Genomic DNA, 23,837 nt, shown 5'->3' with positions numbered 1-23,837 from the left:
AGAAAGGCCCCACCATGGGCAAGCACAACACCCCCGACGCCGCCGTCGACGAACCGGTCCGCAACCGCCCGTCGCGCACCGACGTGCGCAACATGGCGCTCATCATGGCGGCGTTGGCCGTCTTCGTCGTCGCGATGATCGCCAGCTACTCCGGCGCCTTCGCGAAGCCGACGCTGCACCACCTGTCGGTGGCGGTCGCCGCCCCCGAGCAGCTGGTCGACGGGATGCGGGCGCAGGACGCGCTGACGGTGACACCGGTCGCGGACGCGGCCGCGGCGCGCGCCGAGGTCTACGAGCGTCGGGTCGACGCGGCCTTCGCCGTCACCTCACCGGGCCACCTCGACGTGTACGTCGCGGGCGGCGGTGGCCGCAGCGTGGCGAACGCCGCGGAGACCGTCGGCCGGGCGGTCGCCGCGAAGGCCGGGCTGGCGGCGACCGTCACCGACGTCGCACCCACCACCGCCGAGGACCCGCAGGGCACGGTGGTGTTCTACGCCGTCATCTTCCTGTCGATCGGTGCGTCGGTCGGCGCCACGGTGTTCAACCGCATGATGGGCAGCGTGCGCCACGCCGTCACCCTGGGCTGGCGCACGCTGAGCCTGGCCGCCTACTCGGCCGTGCTCGCCGGCGGCGTGACGCTCTACGTCGACGGCGTCCTCGGCGCCCTCACCGGCCACACCTGGCAGGTGTTCGGCGCGCTCTTCCTCTACGCCATCGCCGTCGCGGGTGCGGTCACCGGCGTCGCCGCCGCCTTCGGGACCGTCGCCTCGGCGCTGCTCACGATGTTCCTCGTCATCGTCGGCAACTCAGCGGCGGCCGGACCGGTCGGCAAGCCGCTGCTCACCGGCTTCTACACCACGTTCAACGGCATCGTGCCGCAGGGCTCGGGCGTCTCGCTGCTCCGCAGCGTCGAGTACTTCGGCGGTCACGGCGCAGCGACGCCGCTCGTCACGCTGCTGGTGTGGGCCGCCGCCGGATGCCTGCTCGCGATCGTCGCCACGGTGATCCGATCCGGCGCGTTGCGGTCGGTGCTCAATTATCGTGCGAGCCATGACGGGGACGCAGCCGGTCGACGAGACGGAGCCGTACTACGACCTCGGGTCCTTTCACCGACCGATTGACACGCCGTCACCGCAGGCGCAGGTCTGGTTCGACCGGGGTCTGGTGTGGGCGTACGCGTTCAATCACGAAGAGGCCGTCGTCTGCTTCGAACGGGCATTGGCGCTCGATCCCGCTCTGGCCATTGCCCGGTGGGGCATTGCGTACGCCATCGGGCCGAACTACAACAAGGCCTGGGACGCCTTCGATCCGGTGGACCGCGCGGCGTCGCTGGCGCGGGCCCGGATGGAACTGACGCTGGCCGCCGAGGGCCGGACGACGGCGACCGAGCGGGGTCTGATTGACGCCCTGACGGCCCGGTTCCCGACCGCGGATGCGGACGACGCCGAAGCGCTCGAACGGGGACACGACGCCTACGCCGACGCGATGAGCGCGCTGGCCTCGGCCCGACCCGATGACGTCGACGTCGTCGCCCTGGCCGCGGACGCCCTGCTGAACGTGTCGGCATGGGCGCTGTGGGACACCGCGACCGGCGAACCGGCAGCGGGCTCGCGCGTGCTCGAGGCCACCGACCTGCTCGACGCCGCCCTGGCGACCGACGCCGGCCGCGCCCACCCCGGGGTGCTGCACCTCTACCTGCATGCGCTCGAGATGTCCGCGAACCCGGAACGGGCGTTGCCCGCGGCGGACCTGCTGCGCGGCCTGGTCCCCGATGCCGGGCACCTGCGCCACATGCCCAGCCACATCGACGTGCTGTGCGGGGACTACCGCAGCTCGATCGCCGCGAACGAGGCTGCCGTGGCGGCGGATCGGAAGTTCGTCTCCCATCGCGGACCGCTGAACTTCTACTCGCTGTACCGCGCGCACGACCTGCACTTCGTCGTCTACTCCGCGATGTTCGAGGGGCGCTACGACACGGCTCTGGCCGCCGCCGACGAACTCGCGGCACAGTTGACGCCGGAGCTGCTGGCGGTACCGTCACCCCCGATGGCCGACTGGCTGGAGGCCTTCGCGCCGCTGCGCGTGCACGTGCTGGTGCGCTTCGGCCGCTGGGATGAGCTGCTGGCCGAAGCACTCCCCGAGGACCGCGAGCTGTACTGCACCACGACGGCCACCATTCACTACGGCCGCGGCGTGGCGCGCGCCGCGACGGGTGACGTCGACGGTGCCCGCGCAGAGCAGGCGGCGTTCGCCGAGGCCTACGCGCGCATTCCGGATACGCGGTACCTGTTCAACAACACCAGTCGGGACATCCTCGCCGTCGCCGCGGCGATGCTGGACGGCGAGATCGCCTACCGCGAGGGCCGTTACGACCACGCCTTCGCAGCACTGCGCCGGGCGATCGACCTCGACGACGCCCTTCCCTATGACGAGCCGTGGGGCTGGATGCAACCGACGCGCCATGCGTACGGCGCGCTCCTCCTGGAGCAGGGGCACGTCGAGGAGGCGGCGCGCGTGTACGCCGCCGACCTCGGTCTGGACCCGACGCTCAGCCGGTGTTGCCAGCACCCGAACAACGTGTGGAGTCTGCACGGCTACCACGAATGCCTGCAGCGGCTGGGGCGCGCGGAGGAAGCGGTGCTGATCGGTCAGCAACTCGATCTCGCCGTCGCTCGCGCCGACGTCCCGGTGCGCGCCTCCTGCGCGTGCCGCCTCGACGCCTAGCGCCAACCCGCCGGCGAGCCCGCCGCCAGCCTCGATGCGCACCGCGCGGCCTCGATCGCGCCGCCGACGACGCCGTCGACCGGTCGCGTTCGTGTCGATGTGGCAAACAACGCGCCATCTGCTTGATCGACACGGCGACGGGCCGTTGCCCGTGAGATGAGCTAAGCCGCCGAGCGCGCCGGTACCGTGCCCGGGCCGGTGTCAGTGCAGTTCACGCCGACGACAGCGACACGCATCGAGCGCGTTACCGCGCCACGGTATTGACCTGTGTGTAAAATCCGTCGAATGGTATGGAAGCTTGCTATCGCAAGTTTGGTTACGTTTGCCGTCTGCGGCGGTATCTTCTGGCACGCCGCAACGCGGCGCCCCGCACCCGTCCATCCGCCCGCGGCGACGAGGGCGGTGCCGGAACCCGTTGCGAAGACCTCGCACCTGGAGAAGTTCGACCCGATGTCGCGCGCCCTGTGCGGCACGATGGTCGCTCCGCCGTGGTGCTGAGCGGCGACCCGCGCGGGACGGTCCGTCGTGGGTTCGGCTGACGGCCCGGGCGTCTCGAAGATCGCGCCTCGGGTCCGGCCGACGTTCAGTAGCGTCGTCCCCGTGAACCCGTGGCCGCAGCAGCCCGACCCGCAGTGGGGTCCTCCGCCGCAGCAGGATGCGCCGCAGGACTATCCCCAGTACCCGCAGCAGTACCCGCCGTACCCGGCCCCGCCCTACCCGCAGCCCTACCCGCAGCCGTATCCGCAGGCGCAGCCGTATCCGCTGCCGTCGGGGAGTCACCCGTTCGGTCCGCCGCCCCCGAGTTCTGGCACCGCCGTCACCGCGATCGTGCTGTGTCTGGTGCTCGCGGTGTTCCAGGGCTTCACGTTCCTCGGGTATCTCGCCGTGGCCGCCGAACTCTCCGACACCGGCACCGCCATCCGCGAGTGGGTGCCGGGGTTCCTGGTGTTCCAGGGGATCGTGCGTCTGGTCCTCGCAGCGGTCCTCGTCACCGCTGCGGTGTTGTTGATGCGCCGGCGCATGCCCGGTCGATGGGTCGCCGCCGGGGCGGGTTTCGCGATCATCGCCAGCCAGTTCGTCGAATACGGGGTGCGCTCCGGGGTCTCGCCCGCCTCGGGGACCAACTCGCTGAGCACCGTCAGCAGCGTCGTGCTGCCGGTCGTGCTCGTCATCGTCGCGCTCAACGCGTCCACCCGCCGGTGGCTCGCCCACCGTCGACCGCAGCCGTGGGCACCACCGCCACAGCCGTGGGCGCCACCGCCACAGCCGTGGGTGCCACCCCCGCCGCCGTAACCCCCTCGGTCTCCACCGTCCGGCGCGACGGCCTGCGTAGACTCCGACGGATGTCGCTCAGCGCCGAGGATCTCCGACATCTCCGCCGATGCGTCGAGCTGGCGCGCGAGGCGCTCGACGACGGTGACGAACCGTTCGGCTCGGTGCTCGTCGACGCCGACGGCGCCGTGCGCTTCGAGGACCGCAATCGCGTCAAGGACGGCGATGGCACCCGCCACCCGGAGTTCGAGATCGCTCGCTGGGCGGCAGCCAATCTGCCTGCGGTGCAACGGGTTCGCGCGACGGTGTACACCTCCGGGGAGCACTGCCCGATGTGCGCCGCCGCCCACGGCTGGGTGGGCCTCGGTCGCATCGTCTACGCCGCCTCGTCCAAGCAGCTGATCACCTGGCAGACCGAGTGGGGTTCCACGCCCCCGCCGGTCGTTCCCCTGCAGATCAACGCGGTCGCCCCGCGGATCCCGGTCGACGGCCCGGCCCCGGATCTCGAAGACGAGATGAAGTCCCTCTACGAAGCGGCGTTCCGCCCGTGACCGGCTGGGTCGAGCACGCCATCTGGTGGCAGGTCTACCCGCTGGGCTTCGTGGGCGCGTACCCGGCCGATCCCGCACCGACGGCCGGCGAGCACCGCCTCGGCCGGATCGTCGACTGGCTCGACCATCCCGTGGCGCTCGGCGCATCCGGCATCGCGCTGGGGCCGGTGTTCGCCTCGCGCACGCACGGCTACGACACCACCGACCACTATCGAATCGACCCGCGGCTTGGGGACGATGCGGACTTCGACCGGCTCGTCGCCGAAGCGCACCGCCGCGGTCTGCGCGTCCTGCTCGACGGCGTGTTCAACCACGTGGGACCCGACTTCGCCCGTTACGTCGACGCGCGCGACGGGGGACCCGACCATCCCTCGGCGGCCTGGTTCCGGACGCGCGGCAGGCAGCGTCGGTTCGAGACCTTCGAGGGCCACGACGGGCTGATCGCGCTGAATCACGGGCACCCCGAGGTGATCGACTACGTCGCCGACGTCATGGCGCACTGGCTGCGCCGCGGCGCGGACGGCTGGCGGCTCGACGCGGCCTACGCCGTACCCGACCGCTTCTGGGCCGAGGTGCTGCCCCGCGTGCGCCGCGATCATCCCGACGCGTGGTTCGTCGCCGAGGTCATCCACGGCGACTACGCGGCGATGGTCCGGGCGGCGACCTACGACTCGGTGACCCAGTACGAACTGTGGAAGGCGATCTGGAGCAGCCTCAACGACGGCAACTTCCACGAACTCGACTGGGCGCTGCGCCGCCACGACGAGTTCCTCGACACGTTCGTCCCCATGACCTTCGTCGGCAACCACGACGTCACGCGCATCGCGAGCCAGCTCACCGACGTCCGTCACGTCGAGCACGCGCTGGCCCTGCTGTTCACCCTCGGCGGTGTGCCGAGCATCTACGCCGGTGACGAGTGGGGCTACCGCGGCGTGAAGGAGGATCGCGCCGGTGGCGACGACGCCGTCCGTCCCGAGTTCGGCGCGGCGCCGCCAGACGGCGACCCGGGCGACGACGTGCGCCGCACCCACCAGCACCTCATCGGCCTCCGCCGCCGGCACCCCTGGCTGCACGCCGCCCGGACCACCGCACTCGCGCTCGACAACAAGCAGTACCTCTACCGGGCGAGCGCCGGGTCGGACGCACTCCTGGTGGCGCTCAACGTCGACGACGCGCCCATGCACGTCCGGCTCGCCGACCACGGCGTCACGAGCGGGCGCGTGGTCGCGGGGTCCGGCGCACCCGCCGAGGACGTCGTCACCGAGGTCCACGTCGCCGCGCACGGCTGGGCGATCGTGTCCGATCACCGAAGCTAGGGCAGCCCCCGCCACATCCGCGCCGTCGTCTCGTCGCGTTCACCGCCGTAGAAGGCGTCGAGCACCGCGGTGAAGTCGCCGGCGTCGGCCGCGTCGGCGGCCAGCGCGAACAACGTCATCGACGACTTCAGCTTCAGGTCGTCCGGCTGGCCGAACACCTCGCGCGCCGTCGTGGCCTCGAGTCCGGCGACGATCCGAGCGCATTCGCGCAACCGCACGCCGAGCACCGGATGCGCGAGGTAGCCCCTCGCCTCGGCGCGGGAGGCGATGCCGTAGTGCTGGGCGGTGCTGCTGTGGCCGAGGCCGCGAAGCTGCGGAAAGACGAACCACATCCAGTGGCTGCGCTTGCGGCCCGACCGCAGTTCGGCGAGCACGTCGTCGTACACCCGCTGCTGCGCGTCGACGAAGCGCTGAAGATCGTGGGCATCGGTCATGTCCTCACGCTAGTCGCGGTGGGTCTCGACTCGGTGCCGATATCGGCGTCCACCGTGGTCAGCGCCCCCGTGCCGGATACCGTGTACAACCGATGACGCTCCCCGGGGACACCGCGCCCGCTGCCGCGCGCACCGCGACGATTCGCAGCCGCGGGGTGCTGTCACGGGTTAGCATCCAGAGCAAGCTGCTCGTCATGCTGCTGCTGACGTCGATCCTGTCGGCCGCCGTGGTCGGCGCCATCGGCTACCAGTCCGGCCGGAACTCATTGCGCGCATCGGCATTCGACCGGCTGACCGAGATCCGGCAGTCGCAGAGCCGCCAGTTGCGGGCCGGCATCGCGGATTTGAAGAACGAACTGGTGGTCTACGCGCGCGGCACCACGACCACCCAGGCGATCGAGGGCTTCACCGCCGGCTTCGACCAACTGGCGCAGGCACCGATCGACCCCGCGCAGCAGCAGTCCCTCGTCGACTACTACACGAACCAGTTCGCTCGCGACGAGAAGGCGCAGACGGGTCAGGACATCGACGTCGCCGCGCTACTTCCCACGTCCAGCGCCCAGCGTTATCTGCAGGTGCACTACTCGACGCCCTTCGACGACTGGGCACGGGCGATTCGCCTGGACGACGCCCGCGACGGGAGCGCATGGTCGGCGGCCAATGCCCAATTCAACGCGTTCTTCCGGGAGATCGTGACGCGCTTCGAGTTCGAGGACGCGTTGCTGCTGGACACCCGCGGCAACATCGTCTACACCGCCTACAAGGGCGTCGACCTCGGCAGCAACATCCTCACCGGACCCTATCGCGGCGGTGACCTCACCAGTGCCTACCAGCAGGCGCTGGAATCGAACGCCGTCGACTACGTCGGGGTGACCGACTTCAGCGACTATCAGCCCGCGGACGAGCCGACCGCGTGGTTCGTGACGCCGGTGGGGCCCGCGGGTCGCGCCGAAGGCGTTCTCGCGCTGCAGTTCCCGATCTCGAAGATCAACCGTCTGATGACGATGGACCGGCGGTGGGAGGACGCCGGCATGGGACGGACCGGCGAGACGTTCATCGTCGGCCCGGACGACCTGATGCGATCGGACTCGCGGTTGTTCCTCGAGGACCCGAAGGCCTATCAGCGCGACGTCGTCGACGCGGGCACTCCTCCCGACGTCGCGGAACAGGCGATACGCCAGCGCGGCACCACCCTGGTGCAACCGGTGGCGACCGAGGCGACGCGCGCGGCGCAGCGCGGCCAACGCGGCACGCTGATCGCCGACGACTATCTGGGTCACGAGACCCTGCAGGCGTATGCGCCCGCCGACATCCCGGGACTGCGCTGGACCATCGTCGCGAAGATCGACACCTCCGAGGCGTTCGCGCCGGTCTCCGCCTTCACCCGCACGCTGGTGCTGTCGACGACGGGGATCATCTTCGTCGTCTGCATCGCCGCGATGCTGTTGGCGCGGCTGTTCGTCCGGCCCATCCGGCGTCTCGAGGACGGTGCGCAGCGGATCAGCTCCGGTGCCTACGGCAGCACGCTGCCGGTGACCTCGCGCGACGAGTTCGGCGATCTGACCGTCGCCTTCAACGACATGAGTCGCAACCTGGCGATCAAGGAGGATCTGCTGACCGAGCAGCGGCGCGAGAACGATCGGCTGCTGCTGTCGCTGATGCCCGAACCGGTGGTCGCGCGCTACCGCGAGGGCGAGGAGACGATCGCCCAGGACCATCAGGACGTGACGGTCATCTTCGCCGACCTCGTCGGCTTCGAGGACTTCGCCGCCGATCTCAGCTCCGACGAGTCGCTGTCGGTGGTCAACCGGCTGGTGCGCCAATTCGACGCCGTCGCCGAGGGTCTCGGCGTCGAACGGGTGCGCACCCTGCGCAACGGCTACCTCGCGAGCTGCGGGCTCACCGTGCCGCGGCTGGACAACGTCCGGCGCACCGTCGACTTCGCCGTCGAGATGCAGCGCATCGTCGACCGCTTCAACGGTGAGACCGGCAGCGCGCTGCGGCTGCGGGCCGGCATCGACACCGGCACCGTCAGCAGCGGCCTGGTCGGCCGGACCAGCCTCGCCTACGACATGTGGGGCACCGCCGTCGATCTGGCCCACCAGGTGCAGCGCGGCGCCCCCCAGCCCGGCATCTACGTGACTTCGCGGGTGTACGACGCCATGCGCGACACCCGGCAGTTCACCGACGCCGGCACCGTCGAACTCGCCGACGGCCAGGAGGCGGTCTGGCGTCTCGCGGAGCGACACCCGTGACGAGCATCGTGGACGCCTCCTGGTTCCACTGGGCGGTCGGTGTGGCGGTGGCGCTGCCGATCTGCCTGGTGGTCCTCACCGAGGTGCGGGCGGCACTCGTCCGCCGCGGCAGCGGTCTCGCCAAGCCGATCGGTCTGATCCGCAACTACATCCTGCCCCTCGGCGCGCTGCTACTGCTCCTGGTCAAGGCCACCCAGGTGTCGGCCGAGGCGACGCCGGTCCGCATCGTCGCGACCGTGCTGGGATTCGTGGTGCTGGTGCTGGCCCTCTCCGGTCTGAATGCGACCCTCTTCCAGGGCGCCCCGGAAGGCTCTTGGCGGCAACGCATTCCGTCGATCTTCCTGGACGTGGCGCGGTTCGCGGTGATCGCCGTCGGGCTGGCGCTCATCTTCTCCTACGTCTGGGGGGCCAACGTCGGTGGTCTGTTCACCGCGCTCGGCATCTCCTCGATCGTTCTCGGCCTGGCGCTGCAGAACTCGGTGGGCCAGATCATCTCCGGACTCCTGGTGCTCTTCGAGCAGCCGTTCCAGCTCGGCGATTGGGTGGACACCCCGTCGGCACGCGGCCGGGTGGTGGAGGTCAACTGGCGCGCCACCCACATCGACACCGGCAGCGGACTGCAGATCATCCCGAACTCGGTGCTGGCCGCCGCGTCCTTCACCAACCTCAGCCGCCCGCAGGGGGCGCACGTCATCTCGGTCGAGACCACGTTCGACTCGACCGATCCGCCCGACGACGTCTGCGCCATGCTGAATCGCGTCGCCGCCGGACTGCCTCAGCTGCGCGACGGCGCCGCCCCGTCGACCGTCACGACCGGCACGGGCGCGTTCGCGACGTCGATCCCGCTGCACTCACCCGCGGACGGCTTCGCGGCGCGGTCGACGTTCCTGCGCTGGACCTGGTACGCCGCGCGGCGCGCCGGGCTGAAGCTCGACGGCGTCGCCGACGACTTCGGCAGTCCCGAGCGCGTCGAGACGTCGCTGCGCATCGTCTCCCCCACGCTGCGGCTCACCGACGCCGACCACCAGCAGTTGCTCCCCGCCGTGCGTCTCACCCGCTACGGCGCCGAGGAGGCGCTGCAGTTCCCCGGGCAGACCCCCAAGCGGATGTCCTTCATCGTCAACGGACGCGTGCGCCTGATCGCCCACGGCGAGGACGGGGCACTCATCCCGGTCCGGACGCTGGAAGAGGGCGACTTCCTCGGCTCGACGACGCTCACCCGCGAGCCCGTGTCCACCGGCGCCTACGCCGTCGACGAGGTGACGGTGGTGCAGATCGATCGCGCGCCGCTGGAGGAGCTGGTCGCGCGGAAGCCGTTGCTGCTGCAGGAGATCGGCCGCACGATCGAGGAGCGCAAGAACGACGTGCGCCGGGCGCTGGCGGCGGCCGAGCACGCGTCCCGCAGTGAGTCCTCCCCGCCGTCGTCGAACGGGCTGCTTCGCCAACGTCTCCGCTGAGCGGATCACGGCCGCGTCATGGCGGGGTCACGGCCGGGTCACGGACGCGAATGCGGTTGTCGGCGAGCGCAACCCGGTATCGACCGCGAGTCCGGATCGTTAGCCAACCGCGACGTGGCGACGCGGCGTTGACGCGGCGAACGAACCACATCCGCGTGATTCACTGACGCTCGCAAGGCAATGGCGATTGCTTTTGGAAACGTCAGGGAAGCTCGAAGAGCAAGGAAAGGGTTGTCGTCGACATGAAATTCGTCAGGAGTATTCGCGCCACGTGGTTGCGCCGGCTGGTCGTGGGGGCGCTCGCAGCCCTCACCCTGCCGGGGTTGATCAGCTTCACCGGAGGGTCGGCGACGGCAGGCGCCTTCTCCCGGCCCGGCCTTCCCGTCGAGTACCTCGACGTCTTCTCCCCGTCGATGAACCGCAACATCCGGGTGCAGTTCCAAGGTGGCGGTCCGCACGCGGTCTACCTGCTCGACGGCCTGCGCGCGCAGGACGACTACAACGGCTGGGACATCAACACCCCGGCCTTCGAGTGGTACTACCAGTCCGGGTTGTCGACCGTCATGCCGGTGGGCGGCCAGTCCAGCTTCTACACCGACTGGTACCGGCCGTCGCAGGGCAACGGTCAGGACTACACCTACAAGTGGGAGACGTTCCTGACCCAGGAACTGCCCGCCTACCTCCAGGCCAACAAGGGCGTGTCGCCCAACGGCAATGCCGCAGTAGGCATTTCGATGGCCGGCGGCAGCGCGCTCACGCTGGCGATCTACCACCCGCAGCAGTTCGTGTATGCGGCCTCGCTGTCCGGCTTCCTGAACCCGTCGGAAGGCTGGTGGCCCATGCTGATCGGCCTGGCCATGAACGACGCCGGCGGCTACAACGCCGAGAGCATGTGGGGTCCGTCCAATGACCCGGCCTGGAAGCGCAACGACCCGATGGTCAACATCGGCCAGCTGGTCGCCAACAACACCCGGGTCTGGATCTACTGCGGCACCGGTACGCCGTCGGACCTCGACACCTCCGGCGGTGGCGGGAACCTGATGTCGGCCCAGTTCCTCGAAGGGTTCACGCTGCGGACCAACCTCACCTTCCGCGACAACTACGTCGCCGCGGGCGGCACCAACGGCGTGTTCAACTTCCCGCAGGCCGGTACCCACAGCTGGGGCTACTGGGGACAGCAGCTGCAGATGATGAAGCCCGACCTGCAGCGGGTGCTGGGGGCCCAGGCCGTCGCCTGACCCCGTACGAACCAGGGAGCCTGCCGTTACCCCCCGAACGGCAGGCTCCCTTCTCGTTCGTCAGCCCTGCACGGTCGGTCGGATGGTCAGGTCACCGATCTCGACGTCGTGCGGCTGCTCGACGGCGAACGCGATCGCCCGCGCCACCGCGGCGGGGTCCAGGCCGTAGGCGGCCATGGTCTCGCGGATCTGGGCAGCCAGGCCGGGGTCGTCGATCGAATCCCCGAGTTCGGTGCGGACGTAGCCCGGCGAGATGCTCGTCGTGCGGATGACGCCGTCGGTGGATTCCTGACGCAGCGCCTCCATGATGGTGCGCACCGCGTTCTTGGTTCCGGCATAGACGCCCATCTCGGGCACGATCTTCAACCCGGCCGTCGACACCGTCGTCACCACGTGGCCGCGGCCCTGGCGCCGGAAGACCGGTGTAGCTGCGGCGATCCCGTGCAGGACGCCCATGACGTTCACTTCCAGCATCGACGCCCAGCCGGCGACGTCGCCGTTCTCGACCGGACCGATCTTGCTGATGCCCGCGTTGCCGACGAGGACGTCGAGCCGGCCGAACCGCTCGACGGCCGCGGCCACCAGGGCGTCGAGATCGGCGCGCCGCGTCACGTCGGTGGCCTGGGTCAGGACCTCCACGCCGTCTCCACCGAGCTCCTCGGCGAGGCGGTCGAGCCGGTCGGTGCGGCGCGCGCCGAGCGCCAGCCGCGCCCCCCGGGCGCCGAGCAGTCGCGCCGTCGCCTCCCCGATCCCGCTGCTGGCGCCGGTGATCGCGACCACCTTGCCGGCGATGCCGTCATTCGTCTTCGCTTCTTCGCTCACCGGAGCTACGACCACCGCGGGCGGGGCCGCTATTCCACCACCGGCGAAACCACGGGGGAACAAAGCACCCGGGCACGAGGTTGAGCGCAGCAGGTTCAACTTTCCGTTGACCGAATACAGGAGGATCGATGCCCGAAACCATCTCGGTGCCCGTCTTGTTCGTCAGCGAGCCCATCGTGCTCCCCGGCATGGTCGTGCCGGTCGAACTCGACGACGCCGCCCGGGCCGCGGTCGACGCGGCGCAGGCCACCGACACCGGCAAGCTGCTGATCGCCCCGCGGCTCGACGACCGCTACCCCACCCACGGCGTGCTCGCCTCGATCGTCCAGGTCGGCCGCATGCCCAGCGGCGGTGCGGCCGCGGTCGTGCGCGGTGAGCGCCGCGCCCACATCGGCTCCGGCACCACCGGCCCCGGCGCCGCGCTGTGGGTGGAGGTGACCGAGGTCGCCGACACCCCCGCCGCCGAGGACGTCAAGACGCTCGCCGCCGACTACAAGAAGCTGCTGCTGGCGATGCTGCAGCGCCGCGAGGCGTGGCAGATCGTCGACGTGGTCAACAAGATCAGTGACCCGTCGGCACTCGCCGACACCGCGGGCTATGCGTCCTATCTGACCGACGTGCAGAAGCGCGAGCTGGTCGAGACCGAGGACGTGGCCCGCCGGCTGCGGCTGCTGGTCGAGTGGACCGGCGACCACCTGGCCGAGGTCGAGGTGACCGACAAGATCGCCGAGGACGTCCGCGCCGGCATGGACAAGCAGCAGAAGGAATTCCTGCTGCGCCAGCAGCTGGCCGCGATCCGCAAGGAGCTCGGCGAGTTGGGTCCCGACGGCGAGGAGGGCTCCGACGACTACCGGGCCCGCGTCGACGCGGCCGATCTGCCCGAGAAGGTGCGCGAGGCCGCACTGCGCGAGGTCGGCAAGCTGGAGCGCTCCAGCGACCAGAGCCCCGAGGGCGGCTGGATCCGCACGTGGCTGGACACCGTCCTGGACCTGCCCTGGAACGTCACCACCGAGGACTCGACGGATCTGGCGGCCGCCAGGAACATCCTGGACGCCGACCACCACGGCCTCGACGACGTCAAGGACCGCATCGTCGAGTACCTGGCCGTGCGGTCGCGGCGCGCGCAGCGCAAGATGTCCGTCGTCGGCGGCCGCGGTTCGGGCGCCGTCATGGTGCTCGCCGGCCCTCCCGGTGTCGGCAAGACGTCGCTGGGTGAGTCCGTGGCACGGGCGCTGGGCCGGAAGTTCGTCCGCGTCGCCCTGGGCGGCGTGCGCGACGAGGCCGAGATCCGCGGGCACCGGCGCACCTACGTCGGCGCGCTGCCCGGCCGCATCGTGCGTGCCATCGGCGAGGCGGGGTCGATGAACCCCGTCGTGCTGCTCGACGAGATCGACAAGGTGGGCTCGGACTACCGCGGCGACCCGTCGTCGGCGCTGCTCGAGGTGCTGGACCCGGCGCAGAACCACACGTTCCGCGACCACTACCTCGAGCTGGATCTCGACCTGTCCGACGTCGTGTTCCTGGCGACGGCCAACGTCATCGAGAACATCCCGTCGGCCCTGCTGGACCGCATGGAGTTGATTCAGATCGACGGCTACACCGAGGACGACAAGGTGGCGATCGCCCGCGACTACCTGCTGCCCCGGCAGGCCGAGCGCGCAGCGCTCACGCCCGACGAGGTGCGGGTGACCGACGAGGCGCTGCGCAAGGTCGCGGCGGACTACACCCGCGAACCGGGCGTGCGGCAGTTCGAACGGCTGCTGGCCAAGGCGCTGCGGAAGGCCACCACGAAGCTGGCTGCGGATCCGACGCCGATCACCATCGACGAGCCGGACCTGGTCGGCTACCTGGGCCGGCCGCGGTTCACCCCGGAGTCCAACGAGCGCACCGCGGTGCCGGGCGTGGCGACCGGGCTGGCCGTCACCGGCCTCGGCGGCGACGTCCTCTACATCGAGGCCGGCTCGACCGACGCCGAACCGGGGCTCAAGCTGACCGGTCAGCTGGGCGACGTGATGAAGGAATCGGCGCAGATCGCGCTCTCCTACGTGCGTGCCCACGCCGACCAGCTGGGCGTCGACCCGAAGACGCTGGACCGGCAGATCCACGTGCACGTGCCCGCGGGCGCGGTGCCCAAGGACGGCCCGTCGGCCGGCGTCACGATGGTCACCGCGCTGGTCTCCATGGCCACCGGCAGGCAGGTGCGCGGCGACGTCGGCATGACCGGTGAGGTCACGCTGAACGGGCGGGTGCTACCGATCGGCGGCGTCAAGCAGAAGCTGCTGGCGGCGCAACGGGCCGGGCTGACGACCGTCTTCATCCCGCAGCGCAACGAGCCCGACCTGGACGAGGTGCCCGCCGAGGTGCTGACGGCACTCGACGTGCGGCCGATGACCGACGTCGCCGAGATCGTCGCGCTGGCACTGGAGCCCACGGCCGAGTCGGTGACGCAGGCCGCGTAACGGGGAAGTCGACGGCGAACGCGCGTGTTCTGATGAGCACGCGCGTTCGTCGTTGATGGGAGACACATGCCACGACGTGGTGAACCGCTACGCAAGCTCGGGTTCCTGACGATCGGCCGGTTCGACGTCGACGACCCGCGGCCCGGCATGGAGGAGACGCTCGAGGTGATCGTGCGGGCCGAGCAGCTGGGCTTCGACAGCGTCTGGCTGCGCGACCGGCATCTGCAGCCAGGGATCTCCTCACCCGTCGCGATCATGGCCGCCGCCAGCCAGCGGACCAGCCGCATCGAGATCGGCACGGCCGTGATCCCGCTCGGTCTGGAGAACCCGTTCCGGCTCGCCGAGGACCTCGCGACCGTCGACATCCTGTCCGGCGGGCGCATCAACCCCGGCGTATCGGTCGGCATCCCGATGCAGTACGACCACTACAAGACCGCTCTCTACCCCGAATCACACGACCTGCAGGACTTCTCGAAGGAGCGGGTGCTGCGCCTGCTGCGCGCGCTGCGCGGCGAACCGGTCAGCGACTTCAGCGGGACCATCGGCATCGAGCAGTTCACCGACCGGATCCAGCCGCACTCGCCCGGCCTGGCCGATCGGGTCTGGTACGGCGGCGGCCGGGACTCCGCGACATGGGCCGGCGAGCAGGGCATCAACTACCTCACCAGTTCGGTGGTCTCCACCGAGGGCAGCGAATCGCGGGACTTCGCGACCATCCAGGGTGAGCAGATCGACGCCTATCGCAGCGCACGGGGCGACGGCGGGCGCGTCTCGCAGGGGCTCGTCGTCATCCCCACGGACTCCGCGAGCGACGATCAAATCCGTCGCTACACCGAGTACGCCGCCGGCAGATTCGAGAGAACGAAGACGCCGCAGGGTCCCCGCGGCATGCTGTTCTCCCCCGACTACGTCGGCACCTCCGACGAACTCGCCGACCAGCTCCACGAGCACGCCGGCTTCCAGCGCGCCGAGGAAGTGGCGTTCGCCCTGCCGTTCACCTTCGCGGCCGAGGACTACGCCCAGATCATCGGGGACCTGGCCGAGCACCTCGGTCCGCGGCTGGGCTGGTCGCCCGCGCCGTGAGAAACGCCGCGGGCGGGGTATGTACGGCGCGTGAAGTACACGTTGGAAGTGGATCTGCCCGAAACCGAGGACGCCCACGTCGAACTCGGCCGCATGCTGCGCCAGTGGGGCGACGAGATCACCGAACTCGGCGAACTCGTTCCCGGCGACAAGCAGGACGTCTACGACGCCGAGTACAACCGGGTGGGCTCCTGGTCGGTGCAGGCGGTGACCGAGTAGGGCTGCCGCGGGTGAGCGTGCGCATCGGGACGTCCGGGTGGTCCTACGACCACTGGGAGTCGGTGCTGTACCGCCCGGGGCTGCCGGTGGCCAAGCGGCTGGCGCGCTACGTCGAGGAGTTCGACACCGTCGAGCTGAACGCGAGCTTCTACCGTTGGCCCCGCGACGCGACGTTCGAGGGGTGGCGCCGCCGGCTCCCCGACGGCTTCACCATGGCCGTCAAGGCGCACCGCGGGCTCACCCACTTCCGGCGATTGCGCGACCCGAAACCGTGGGTGGAACGCTTCGAGCGGTGCTGGCGGGCGCTCGGCGATCGCGGTGAGGCGGTTCTGGTGCAGCTGCACCCCGGCATCGCGCGCACACCGGAATCCGTTGCGCTGCTCGACGACTTCCTGACGGCGCTGCCGGCGTGGATACCCCGGGCGGTCGAGTTCCGGCATCCGTCCTGGGACGAGGAGGCCACCTACGACCTGCTCACCCGGCACGCGACCACCTACGTAGTCACCAGCGGTGCGCGGCTCCCCTGCGTGCCCCGGGCGACCGCCGGGCTGGTCTACGTCCGGATGCACGGCCCCGACGACGAGAAGCTCTACCTCGGCTCCTATCCGGAGGTCGCGCTGCGCTGGTGGGCCGACCGCATCACCGAGTGGCAGGACGCCGGCCACGACGTCGTCGTGTACTTCAACAACGACCCCGAAGGGCACGCGGTGCGCAACGCGTGCCGTTTGCGTGAACTGGTCACCGGCGCGACCTAGACTCGGCCGCGACATGCCGCACGACGCGCCCCAGGATCTCGCCGACCGCATCCGCGAACTGCTCGCGGCGGAGGACGCCGTGGACGAGCGGCGGATGTTCGGCGGCCTGGCATTCCTCGTCGGCGGGCACATGGCCGTCGCGGCGAGCGGTCGCGGCGGGCTGATGGTGCGGGTGGCACCCGACGAGACCGAGGACCTGCTGCGGCGCGAGCACGTGCGGCCGATGATCATGGCGGGCCGCGAGACCCGCGGATGGGTGCGGATCGACGACGCCGGCATCCGCAACACCCGCCAGTTGCGGGCCTGGGTGTCGCGCGGCGTCGCGCGCGCCCGCAGCCTGCCTCCGAAGTGACGGCGTTTGCCCCGGACCGCCACGGGTACAGCACGTGTGATGGCCGACACCACGACCCTGGTCCGCCGGCTGCTGAAGGTGGCGGGCACGACCTACGCCGAGGAGAGCGGCATTCGGCTCGAGGACAAGCCGATGCCGCTGTTCCAACTCCTCGTCCTGACGATGCTCGCGAGCAAGCCGATCAACGCCGAGATCGCCGCCCGCGCCGCCCGTGAACTCTTCGACGCCGGACTCCGCACGCCCCACGCCGTCATCGACGGCACCCGTAGCACGGCCATCGACGCCTTCGGCCGTGCCGGCTACACCCGGTACGACGAGAGTTCGGCGACCCGGTTGTGCGAGCTGGCCACGTCCGTCCGCGACGAGTACGCCGGCGACCTGCGGAAGCTGGCGGACCGCTGCGAGCACGACGTCGCCCGTGCGTCGCAGGCGCTGCAGGAATTCACCGGCATCGGTCCCACCGGCGCCGACGTCTTCCTGCGCGAGGTGCAGTCGGTGTGGCCGTGGGTGCGCCCCTACTTCGACGCCCGAGCCGTCGCAGCCGCCAAGGACCTACACCTCCCCACCAGCGCCGAGCGTCTCGGCGACCTCGCACCCCGACACCCCGAACGGCTCGCCGTGGCGCTGGTGCGCGTCTCCCTCGACGACCGACTGCGTGACGACGTGGTCTCTTCCGACGACTGACTCCAGGAGATCCGCGTGCCCACCCCCACCTTCGTGATCGTCGGCGCCGGTCTCGCGGGCGCCACGGCCGCGGAAGCGCTGCGCGACGACGACGTCGACGGGCGCATCGTCCTGTTCGGCGCCGAGGAACAGCTGCCCTACGAGCGGCCGCCGCTGTCGAAGGACTTCCTGACCGGCGAGAAGCGGATCAGCGACTTCCACGTCAAACCGGCCGAGTGGTACCGCGACAACGACGTCGACCTCCGCCTCGGCGTCACCGTCGACACGCTCGACTGCGCCGCCCGCACGGTGTCCGCGGCGGGCGAGCAGCAGCCCTGGGACGCGCTGCTGCTGGCGACCGGGTCGTGCGCGAAGCGCCCGTCGCTGCCGGGAGCCGACGCCGACGGAGTGCACTATCTGCGCACCGTGGACGATGCGGCCTGCCTGCTCGGAGCGCTCGGTCAGGGCGCCCGGCTGGCGGTCGTCGGCGCGGGCTGGATCGGGCTGGAGGTCACCGCCTGTGCGCGGCAGCGCGGCGTGGACGTCACCGTCGTCGAATCGGCCGAGCTGCCGCTGCTCGCGGCATTGGGCCGCGAGGCCGCCGAGGTGTTCGCCCGCCTGCACCGCGACCACGGCGTCGACCTCCGCCTCGGGGCCCGGGTCGCGGCGATCACCGTGCGCGACGGCAGGGCCGCCGGTCTGACGCTGGCCGACGGCGCCGCCATCGAGGCCGACGCGGTGCTGGTGGCCATCGGCGCCGAGCCGAACGTCGGTCTCGCCACCCGGGCGGGTCTCGCCGTGGGCAACGGCGTCCTCGTCGACGCCGCGCTGCGCACCAGCGCGCCCGACGTATTCGCCGTCGGCGACATCGCCGCACACGACCACCCGCTGTACGGCACCCGGATACGCACCGAGCACTGGGCCAACGCCCGCACCCAACCGGCCGCCGCCGTCGCGGGCATGCTCGGCCGGCCGACGGACTACGCCGAACTGCCCTACTTCTACACCGACCAGTACGACCTTGGCATGGAGTACGTGGGGTACGCCCCGGCCTACGACCGCGTGGTCTTCCGCGGCGACGTCGACGGCCGCGAGTTCACCGCGTTCTACCTCGACGCCGAACGCCGCGTCCTGGCGGGCATGAACGTCAACGTGTGGGACGGCCTCGACGACGTCAGGGACGTGATCCGGGCGCGCAGGCCCGTCGACCCGGCGCGGCTCGCCGACACCGGCGTCGACCTCGCCGACCTCTGATCCGACGGGTCGGACCTGACGCCGCGCCGGTTCTCGGCCACAATGGCGAGCGGTGTCCAGGGCGGGGGAACTTCGGGTGAGCGGTCGGTGCGGTCCCGAGGCGCCGCGCCCGGTGCAGTCCTGGTGCGGTCTGCCGGTCGTCGGCGCGGTGCGGGTGAGCGGTGCCCAGAGCGACGCACTCGACCTCTGCCTCGATCCCCTTCCCGCGGACGCTCCCGCGGTGATCGGCTGTGACGTCGGTCATGACGGCGGCCCTGACGATGGCCGCGACGGCGGCCCTGACGATGGCCGTGAGCCCGCCGACACGCCGGCGGCCGTCGTCGAGCACGTCCTCGGTCAACTGCTCATCGCCGCGCGCGAACTGTTCCCGGTATGGCTGCCGCACGGCGAATCCGCCACGGGAGTCACGACATTCGATCGCCGGACCGTGCGCCGCCTGGCCCATGACCTCGCCTCCCACAGCGTGCACTACGGCCCGTTCCTCGCCGCGCTCGCCGAATCGGCACTCACCGGCCGGCCCCTCGAGCCGGGCTTCGCGCCGCACGTGCGGGCCCGCGGCTTCGCCCTCGTCCTCGGATCGGCCTACGACCGCGACGCCGTCGTGCTGCTGCTCGACTGCCCCGCGCTCGACGGGCGCGCCGCGTCGGCGGTGAGCGCCGCCGCGTCCTGGCTGGTCGACACCGCCCCGGTCGGGGTCTGGCTGAGCGGCGCCGGTGCGGCCGCCCTCGATCGCTTCGCCGCCGTCGCGCCCCGGTTGCCCGCCCACGTCGACGACCTCGTCCCGGTCCGGCCGGTGCCGACACCGCCCCCGCGCTATCCCGCCGTCAGCGGGCGTCCACACCCTCGCAGCGCGACCGAACGCGCCCTCGAGGAGGGGCTGTCCCGCTGCGCATGGGCGTCGGGACGCCGCTGGAACGAGGTGTACCAGCCGCGTGTCCTCGACGTGCCGATGCGGGTGGACCTGATGTGGCCCGACGCGCGCTGCGTCGTCGAGATCGACGGCGCCGACCACCGGAACGCCTGGAAGTACGCCGACGACCGGCGCCGCGACAACGCGCTGGTCTGCGATGGCTTCGCCGTGCTGCGCTTCACCAACGACGAGGTCGCCGGTGACCCGGCCCGCGTCCTGGCCACCATCGAACGACTCCTCACCGACCGCAGGAAGGCAGGCGCGCACCCGTGACCCCCCACCCCGACGAGTTCACCGGAACCGAGCAGGCGGTTCTGCTGGTGCTCATGGCACAGGCCCGGCCGGTGCCGAATCCGCGGTTGAAGGACCTCGGCCCCGAGCTGAAGAAGGCCCAGCGCGACCGGCTGCGGGAGCGGGGCCTGATCGACGTCGCACCGGGCCCGCCCATGACGTTGGACCTCACCGACGCCGGGTGGCGGCTGTGCCGGAGCATCATCGGCTCCGACGTCCCCGTCGGCGTGCGTGGCCAGAACAAGACGCTGTATACGTTGATGAAGGCGTTGAGCCGCTACCTCGATCAGGCCGACCTCGCGCTGGCCGACGTGTTCGCCCCCGCCGGCGATCCGGTCGAGGCGCCTGCGGACGGCGGTGCCGCGCCCGGCGGCCCGCCCTCGGACGGAGGGGACGTGACCGACAGGGTGCGCACGGCATACCGACGGCTCGCGGCCCGGCCGGGTGCCTGGGTGGGGCTCGCCCGTCTCCGCGACGCCGTCGCCGACGTGCCGCGTCCCGACGTCGACGCCGCGCTGCTCGCCCTGCACCGCGACCCGGCGGTCAGCCTCATTCCCGAGGAGAACCAGAAGACGCTGACCGACGAGGATCGTGCCGCGGCGATCAGGATCGGCAACAAGGACGTTCACGTGATGATGATCGAGCCATGATCGCACCGGCTCAGCGCGATGCCCTGGCGTCGCTGCGCCTGACGTGGGCGCCCACCGCGGACGACCTGTGGCGCGCCCAGGGTGGCGTGCACGTCGGCGGCCTGAACGAGTTCGCGCTGGACGAGGTCGACGCCGCGTTCACCGACGCCGCCGAGCACCCCGACTCCAACCCGCTCGGGGTGGTCATCCGCGGGCAGGCCGGATCGGGCAAGACGCACCTGCTGGGTCAGGTGCGCGAACGCGTGCAGGCCCGCGGCGGCTTCTTCCTGCTGGTCGAACTGCTCGACGCCACCAGCTTCTGGCAATCCGCGCACGGCGGCATCGTCGACAGCCTCAATCGCCCGGGCGGGCAGCGCGAGACGCAGCTCAAGGACCTGCTCTGGGAGCTCTCCACACTCGCGCACGTCGGGCGTGCCGATCGGCGCGCCCTGATCGGCGACGTCGACGTGACGCCGGAAGTGCTCGAGCGCTTCGTCACGGCGCTGCACGCCGAGCACCGCGCGACGATCCGGGAGTGCCACCACACGCTGCGCGCCCTGGTGCTGCTCGGCTCGAACGACCTCGGCCTGCAGGACGTCGGTCAGGCGTTCCTCTCCGGCAACGCGCCCGACGAGTCGGCCCGGGCGGCGTGGCGGCTGCCCGAGCCGACGCTGACCCCGCAGGAGTCGGTGCGCCAGATCTCCCGCATCCTCGCGCTCGCCGGTCCCGCCGTGCTGGCCATCGACCAGATCGACACCCTGCTGGCCCAGTCCGCGGATTCGACGGTGTCGCACGGCCGTACCGACAATCGCGACCTCGAGCACGTCGCCCACGGATTGATGTCGATCCGGCAGACCATGCGGCGCGCGCCTGCGGTCGTCGCCTGCCTGCCGGTGGTCTGGGAGTCGATCGCCACCCGTGCCACCGGACCGGTGGCCGACCGCTTCCGCGTCACCGCGCCGCTACGCCCGCTGCCCACCGCCGACCTCGGGCGCGCCATCCTGGAACGCCGGTTCACCGCGAGCTACCGGGCCAAGGACTTCGCACCGCCGTACCCCAGCTGGCCGATCCTGCCGTCGGCGTTCGACGAGGCGCCGCAGTTCACGCCGCGCGAACTGCTCAAGTTGGCCGACGCACACGTGCGGCGCTGCCTGGAACGCGAGACCGTCGTCGAGCTGGCGTCGCTGACCACGCCCGGGGACGTGCCGGGCGACGTGCCCGGCGGGGCACCCCGCGAAGAACCCACCGTGCCCTCCGGTCTGGACGCCGTGTACGCCGACTACCGACGCCGCGCCGTACCGGCCGCCGCGCTCGACCCGGACGGGGAGGACGCCACCGTCCCGGCGATCCTCGGCGCGTCGCTCGACGCGTGGATCGCCGAACTCGGCGAGGACGAGCAGGCGTTCCGGCAGGATCCGCCGCCAGGGGCGAAGCCACCGCTGCACGCCCGGCTGCGCCAGATCCTCGACGGTGCCACCGATGACGAACGGCACTGGGCGTTTCGCGCGATCGCGGCCACCAATGCCGTTGCGGCGCAGACACGCATCCGCAACGCGGGCAGCGCGGCCGGTTCCGCGTCCGGCTCGGAGAAGCGACGTCTGGTCCTGCTGCGCAACACGCCATGGCCGACGGGGAGGAAGACCGCCGAACTCGTCGCCGAGTTCGAGCGTGCCGGCGGTCGCACGCTGGCGCTGTCCGACGACGACCTGCGCACCATGATCGCGCTGCGGGACATGCTCGACGACAACGACTCCGGCCTGCAGGCGTGGCTGCGCAGCCGTCGGCCGGCCCACACCATCGGCCTGCTGCGCGAGGTGCTGGCCGACGTCGCCGGCGACGAACCGCCGCCCGTACCCGTGCCGGCCGTCGCGGAGGCCGTCGACGAGCCCGCGACCGCCTTCCCCAGCGTCACCGCCGCGCCCGACGCCTTGCCGCTCGGCGTCGACGCCACCGGCGACACGGTGTCGGTGCAGCTTGCCGCCCTGCGCAAGCACACCGCGATCTTCGCCGGATCGGGGTCCGGCAAGACCGTGCTGATCCGGCGGCTCGTCGAGGAATGCGCGCTGCGCGGGGTGTCCTCGATCGTGCTCGACCCGAACAACGACCTCGCGCGCCTCGGCGACCGCTGGCCGCACCGACCGAGTGGGTGGAATGCGGGCGACGACGCGCGCGCCGACGAGTACTTCGCGGGCACCGAGGTGGTCGTGTGGACGCCCCGCAGGAACTCCGGCAGACCGCTTGCCTTTCAGCCGCTTCCAGACTTCGCCGGCGTGCTCGACGACGAGGAGGAGTTCGACGAGGCGGTCGACTCGGCCGTCGCCGCCCTGGAGCCGCGGGCACTGATCACCGGCAACACGGCCAAGGCGATGCAGTCGCGCGCCGTGCTCAAGGTGGCGCTCGCCCATTACGCACGGCGTCACTCCCCCGCCACGCTGCCCGGTTTCATCGCGATGCTGGCGGAGCTGCCCGACGGCGTCAGCGCGCTGCCGAAGGCGCCGAAGCTGGCCGCCGAGCTGTCGGCGAACCTGCACGCCGCGATGGTCAACGACCCGCTGTTCGGCGGGCACGGCACGCCGGTGGATCCGGGTCTGCTGTTGACGCCCTCGGCGGGTCGTCGGGCCCGCATCTCGGTCATCAACATGGTCGGGCTGACCAGCGATCAGCAGCGCGAGGGCTTCGTCAACCAGCTGCAGATGGCGTTGTTCTCCTGGATCAAGCGCCATCCGGCGGCCGACCGGCCGCTGGGCGGCCTGCTGGTGATGGACGAAGCGCAGAACTTCGCGCCGTCGGACCGCTACACCGCCTGTACGCGCAGCACGCTGGCGCTGGTGTCGCAGGCCCGCAAGTACGGGCTCGGGCTGGTCTTCGCCACCCAGGCGCCCCGCGGACTGCATCTGCACATCCCCGGCAACTCGGCGACGCAGTTCTACGGCCTGCTCAACGCGCCGGCCCAGATCGCGACGGCCCGCGAGATGGCGCGCGTCAAGGGCGGCGACGTCCCCGACATCAGCAAGCTGCGGGCCGGCAACTTCTACGTCGCACTCGAGGGGTTGGCGTTCCACCGGATCCGGACGCCGTGGTGCCTCTCGCATCACCCGCAGAGCCCGCCGACCACCGACGAGGTGCTCGAGATCGCCCGCCGCCAGGGCTGAC

The 23,837-nt window shown here is 71.1% G+C and carries 20 protein-coding genes; 18 read left to right on the top strand and 2 right to left on the bottom strand.

Translation table 11 applies throughout. From position 1 onward, the window contains the following. Positions 1 to 14 precede the first annotated feature (14 nt). The 5 genes from FZ046_RS20195 to FZ046_RS20175 all read left to right on the top strand — a co-directional run bounded on the left by FZ046_RS20195 (position 15) and on the right by FZ046_RS20175 (position 5,863). Entirely contained in the window at positions 15 to 1,121 is a 1,107-nt protein-coding gene (locus FZ046_RS20195) for an ABC-2 transporter permease (protein ID WP_070353198.1), read from the top strand. Further along, complete coding sequence (locus tag FZ046_RS20190; protein WP_070353197.1) at positions 1,051 to 2,724, top strand: tetratricopeptide repeat protein; 1,674 nt, start codon at positions 1,051 to 1,053, stop codon at positions 2,722 to 2,724. Before FZ046_RS20195 ends, FZ046_RS20190 begins: the two co-directional genes overlap by 71 nt. A 600-nt stretch (positions 2,725 to 3,324) precedes the next feature. Continuing rightward, positions 3,325 to 4,017 (top strand): hypothetical protein, encoded by a 693-nt coding sequence (locus FZ046_RS27475; protein WP_070353196.1) that lies wholly within the window; start codon positions 3,325 to 3,327, stop codon positions 4,015 to 4,017. A 50-nt stretch (positions 4,018 to 4,067) separates the two neighbouring features. Next, entirely contained in the window at positions 4,068 to 4,547 is a 480-nt protein-coding gene (locus FZ046_RS20180) for a nucleoside deaminase (RefSeq protein ID WP_070353234.1), read from the top strand. Then, positions 4,544 to 5,863 carry an alpha-amylase family glycosyl hydrolase gene (locus FZ046_RS20175; protein ID WP_070353195.1) on the top strand — a complete coding sequence of 440 codons (1,320 nt, stop codon included), beginning with the start codon at positions 4,544 to 4,546 and terminating at the stop codon, positions 5,861 to 5,863. Before FZ046_RS20180 ends, FZ046_RS20175 begins: the two co-directional genes overlap by 4 nt. Here FZ046_RS20175 and FZ046_RS20170 read toward each other — a convergent pair. Then, positions 5,860 to 6,297 carry a DUF1810 domain-containing protein gene (locus FZ046_RS20170; protein ID WP_070353194.1) on the bottom strand — a complete coding sequence of 146 codons (438 nt, stop codon included), beginning with the start codon at positions 6,295 to 6,297 and terminating at the stop codon, positions 5,860 to 5,862. The two genes, FZ046_RS20175 and FZ046_RS20170, sit on opposite strands and share 4 nt — an antisense overlap. Positions 6,298 to 6,389: 92 nt before the next feature. Between FZ046_RS20170 and FZ046_RS20165 the strand changes: the two genes are divergently transcribed. The 3 genes from FZ046_RS20165 to FZ046_RS20155 all read left to right on the top strand — a co-directional run bounded on the left by FZ046_RS20165 (position 6,390) and on the right by FZ046_RS20155 (position 11,247). Then, positions 6,390 to 8,552, top strand: coding sequence for an adenylate/guanylate cyclase domain-containing protein (locus FZ046_RS20165; RefSeq protein ID WP_070353193.1), 2,163 nt, complete (start codon positions 6,390 to 6,392; stop codon positions 8,550 to 8,552). Further along, positions 8,549 to 10,009, top strand: coding sequence for a mechanosensitive ion channel domain-containing protein (locus FZ046_RS20160; protein ID WP_070353192.1), 1,461 nt, complete (start codon positions 8,549 to 8,551; stop codon positions 10,007 to 10,009). Before FZ046_RS20165 ends, FZ046_RS20160 begins: the two co-directional genes overlap by 4 nt. A gap of 242 nt (positions 10,010 to 10,251) precedes the next feature. Further along, positions 10,252 to 11,247, top strand: a complete 996-nt coding sequence (locus FZ046_RS20155) for an esterase family protein (protein ID WP_070353191.1) — start codon at positions 10,252 to 10,254, stop codon at positions 11,245 to 11,247. Positions 11,248 to 11,307: 60 nt separating this feature from the next. Here the strand turns inward: FZ046_RS20155 and FZ046_RS20150 are convergent, their stop codons facing one another. Beyond that, positions 11,308 to 12,069 (bottom strand): SDR family oxidoreductase, encoded by a 762-nt coding sequence (locus FZ046_RS20150; protein WP_070353190.1) that lies wholly within the window; start codon positions 12,067 to 12,069, stop codon positions 11,308 to 11,310. A gap of 128 nt (positions 12,070 to 12,197) precedes the next feature. Between FZ046_RS20150 and lon the strand changes: the two genes are divergently transcribed. The 10 genes from lon (at position 12,198) to FZ046_RS20100 (ending at position 23,836) form a co-directional block, all read left to right on the top strand. Beyond that, the gene (lon, locus tag FZ046_RS20145; protein WP_070353189.1) at positions 12,198 to 14,528 is read left to right on the top strand and encodes an endopeptidase La; all 2,331 of its coding nucleotides are present in this window, start codon (positions 12,198 to 12,200) and stop codon (positions 14,526 to 14,528) included. 66 nt (positions 14,529 to 14,594) lie between these two features. Next, entirely contained in the window at positions 14,595 to 15,611 is a 1,017-nt protein-coding gene (locus FZ046_RS20140; RefSeq protein ID WP_070353188.1) for an LLM class flavin-dependent oxidoreductase, read from the top strand. Positions 15,612 to 15,641: 30 nt separating this feature from the next. Beyond that, positions 15,642 to 15,830: a hypothetical protein gene (locus FZ046_RS20135; RefSeq protein ID WP_070353187.1), complete on the top strand. Its 189-nt coding sequence runs from the start codon at positions 15,642 to 15,644 to the stop codon at positions 15,828 to 15,830. Between the two features lie 11 nt (positions 15,831 to 15,841). After that, positions 15,842 to 16,585 carry a DUF72 domain-containing protein gene (locus FZ046_RS20130; RefSeq protein ID WP_070353186.1) on the top strand — a complete coding sequence of 248 codons (744 nt, stop codon included), beginning with the start codon at positions 15,842 to 15,844 and terminating at the stop codon, positions 16,583 to 16,585. A gap of 13 nt (positions 16,586 to 16,598) precedes the next feature. Continuing rightward, a complete protein-coding gene (locus tag FZ046_RS20125) occupies positions 16,599 to 16,937 on the top strand; it encodes a TfoX/Sxy family protein (RefSeq protein ID WP_070353185.1) in 339 nt (112 codons plus the stop codon). Positions 16,938 to 16,976: 39 nt separating this feature from the next. Beyond that, positions 16,977 to 17,621 (top strand): endonuclease, encoded by a 645-nt coding sequence (locus FZ046_RS20120; protein ID WP_070353233.1) that lies wholly within the window; start codon positions 16,977 to 16,979, stop codon positions 17,619 to 17,621. 15 nt (positions 17,622 to 17,636) lie between these two features. Beyond that, positions 17,637 to 18,854: an NAD(P)/FAD-dependent oxidoreductase gene (locus FZ046_RS20115; RefSeq protein WP_070353184.1), complete on the top strand. Its 1,218-nt coding sequence runs from the start codon at positions 17,637 to 17,639 to the stop codon at positions 18,852 to 18,854. A gap of 76 nt (positions 18,855 to 18,930) precedes the next feature. Continuing rightward, a complete protein-coding gene (locus FZ046_RS20110) occupies positions 18,931 to 20,037 on the top strand; it encodes an endonuclease domain-containing protein (RefSeq protein ID WP_246182822.1) in 1,107 nt (368 codons plus the stop codon). Next, positions 20,034 to 20,705: a hypothetical protein gene (locus tag FZ046_RS20105; protein WP_176749560.1), complete on the top strand. Its 672-nt coding sequence runs from the start codon at positions 20,034 to 20,036 to the stop codon at positions 20,703 to 20,705. The genes FZ046_RS20110 and FZ046_RS20105 overlap by 4 nt, the downstream gene beginning before the upstream one ends. Continuing rightward, positions 20,702 to 23,836: a helicase HerA domain-containing protein gene (locus FZ046_RS20100; protein ID WP_070353183.1), complete on the top strand. Its 3,135-nt coding sequence runs from the start codon at positions 20,702 to 20,704 to the stop codon at positions 23,834 to 23,836. Before FZ046_RS20105 ends, FZ046_RS20100 begins: the two co-directional genes overlap by 4 nt. Position 23,837: the final 1 nt, after the last annotated feature.

Source organism: Mycolicibacterium grossiae (genome assembly GCF_008329645.1).
Lineage (GTDB): Bacteria > Actinomycetota > Actinomycetes > Mycobacteriales > Mycobacteriaceae > Mycobacterium > Mycobacterium grossiae.
The sequence above is the reverse complement of the archived record's forward strand: the minus strand, read 5'-3'. Positions and strand labels throughout refer to the sequence as shown.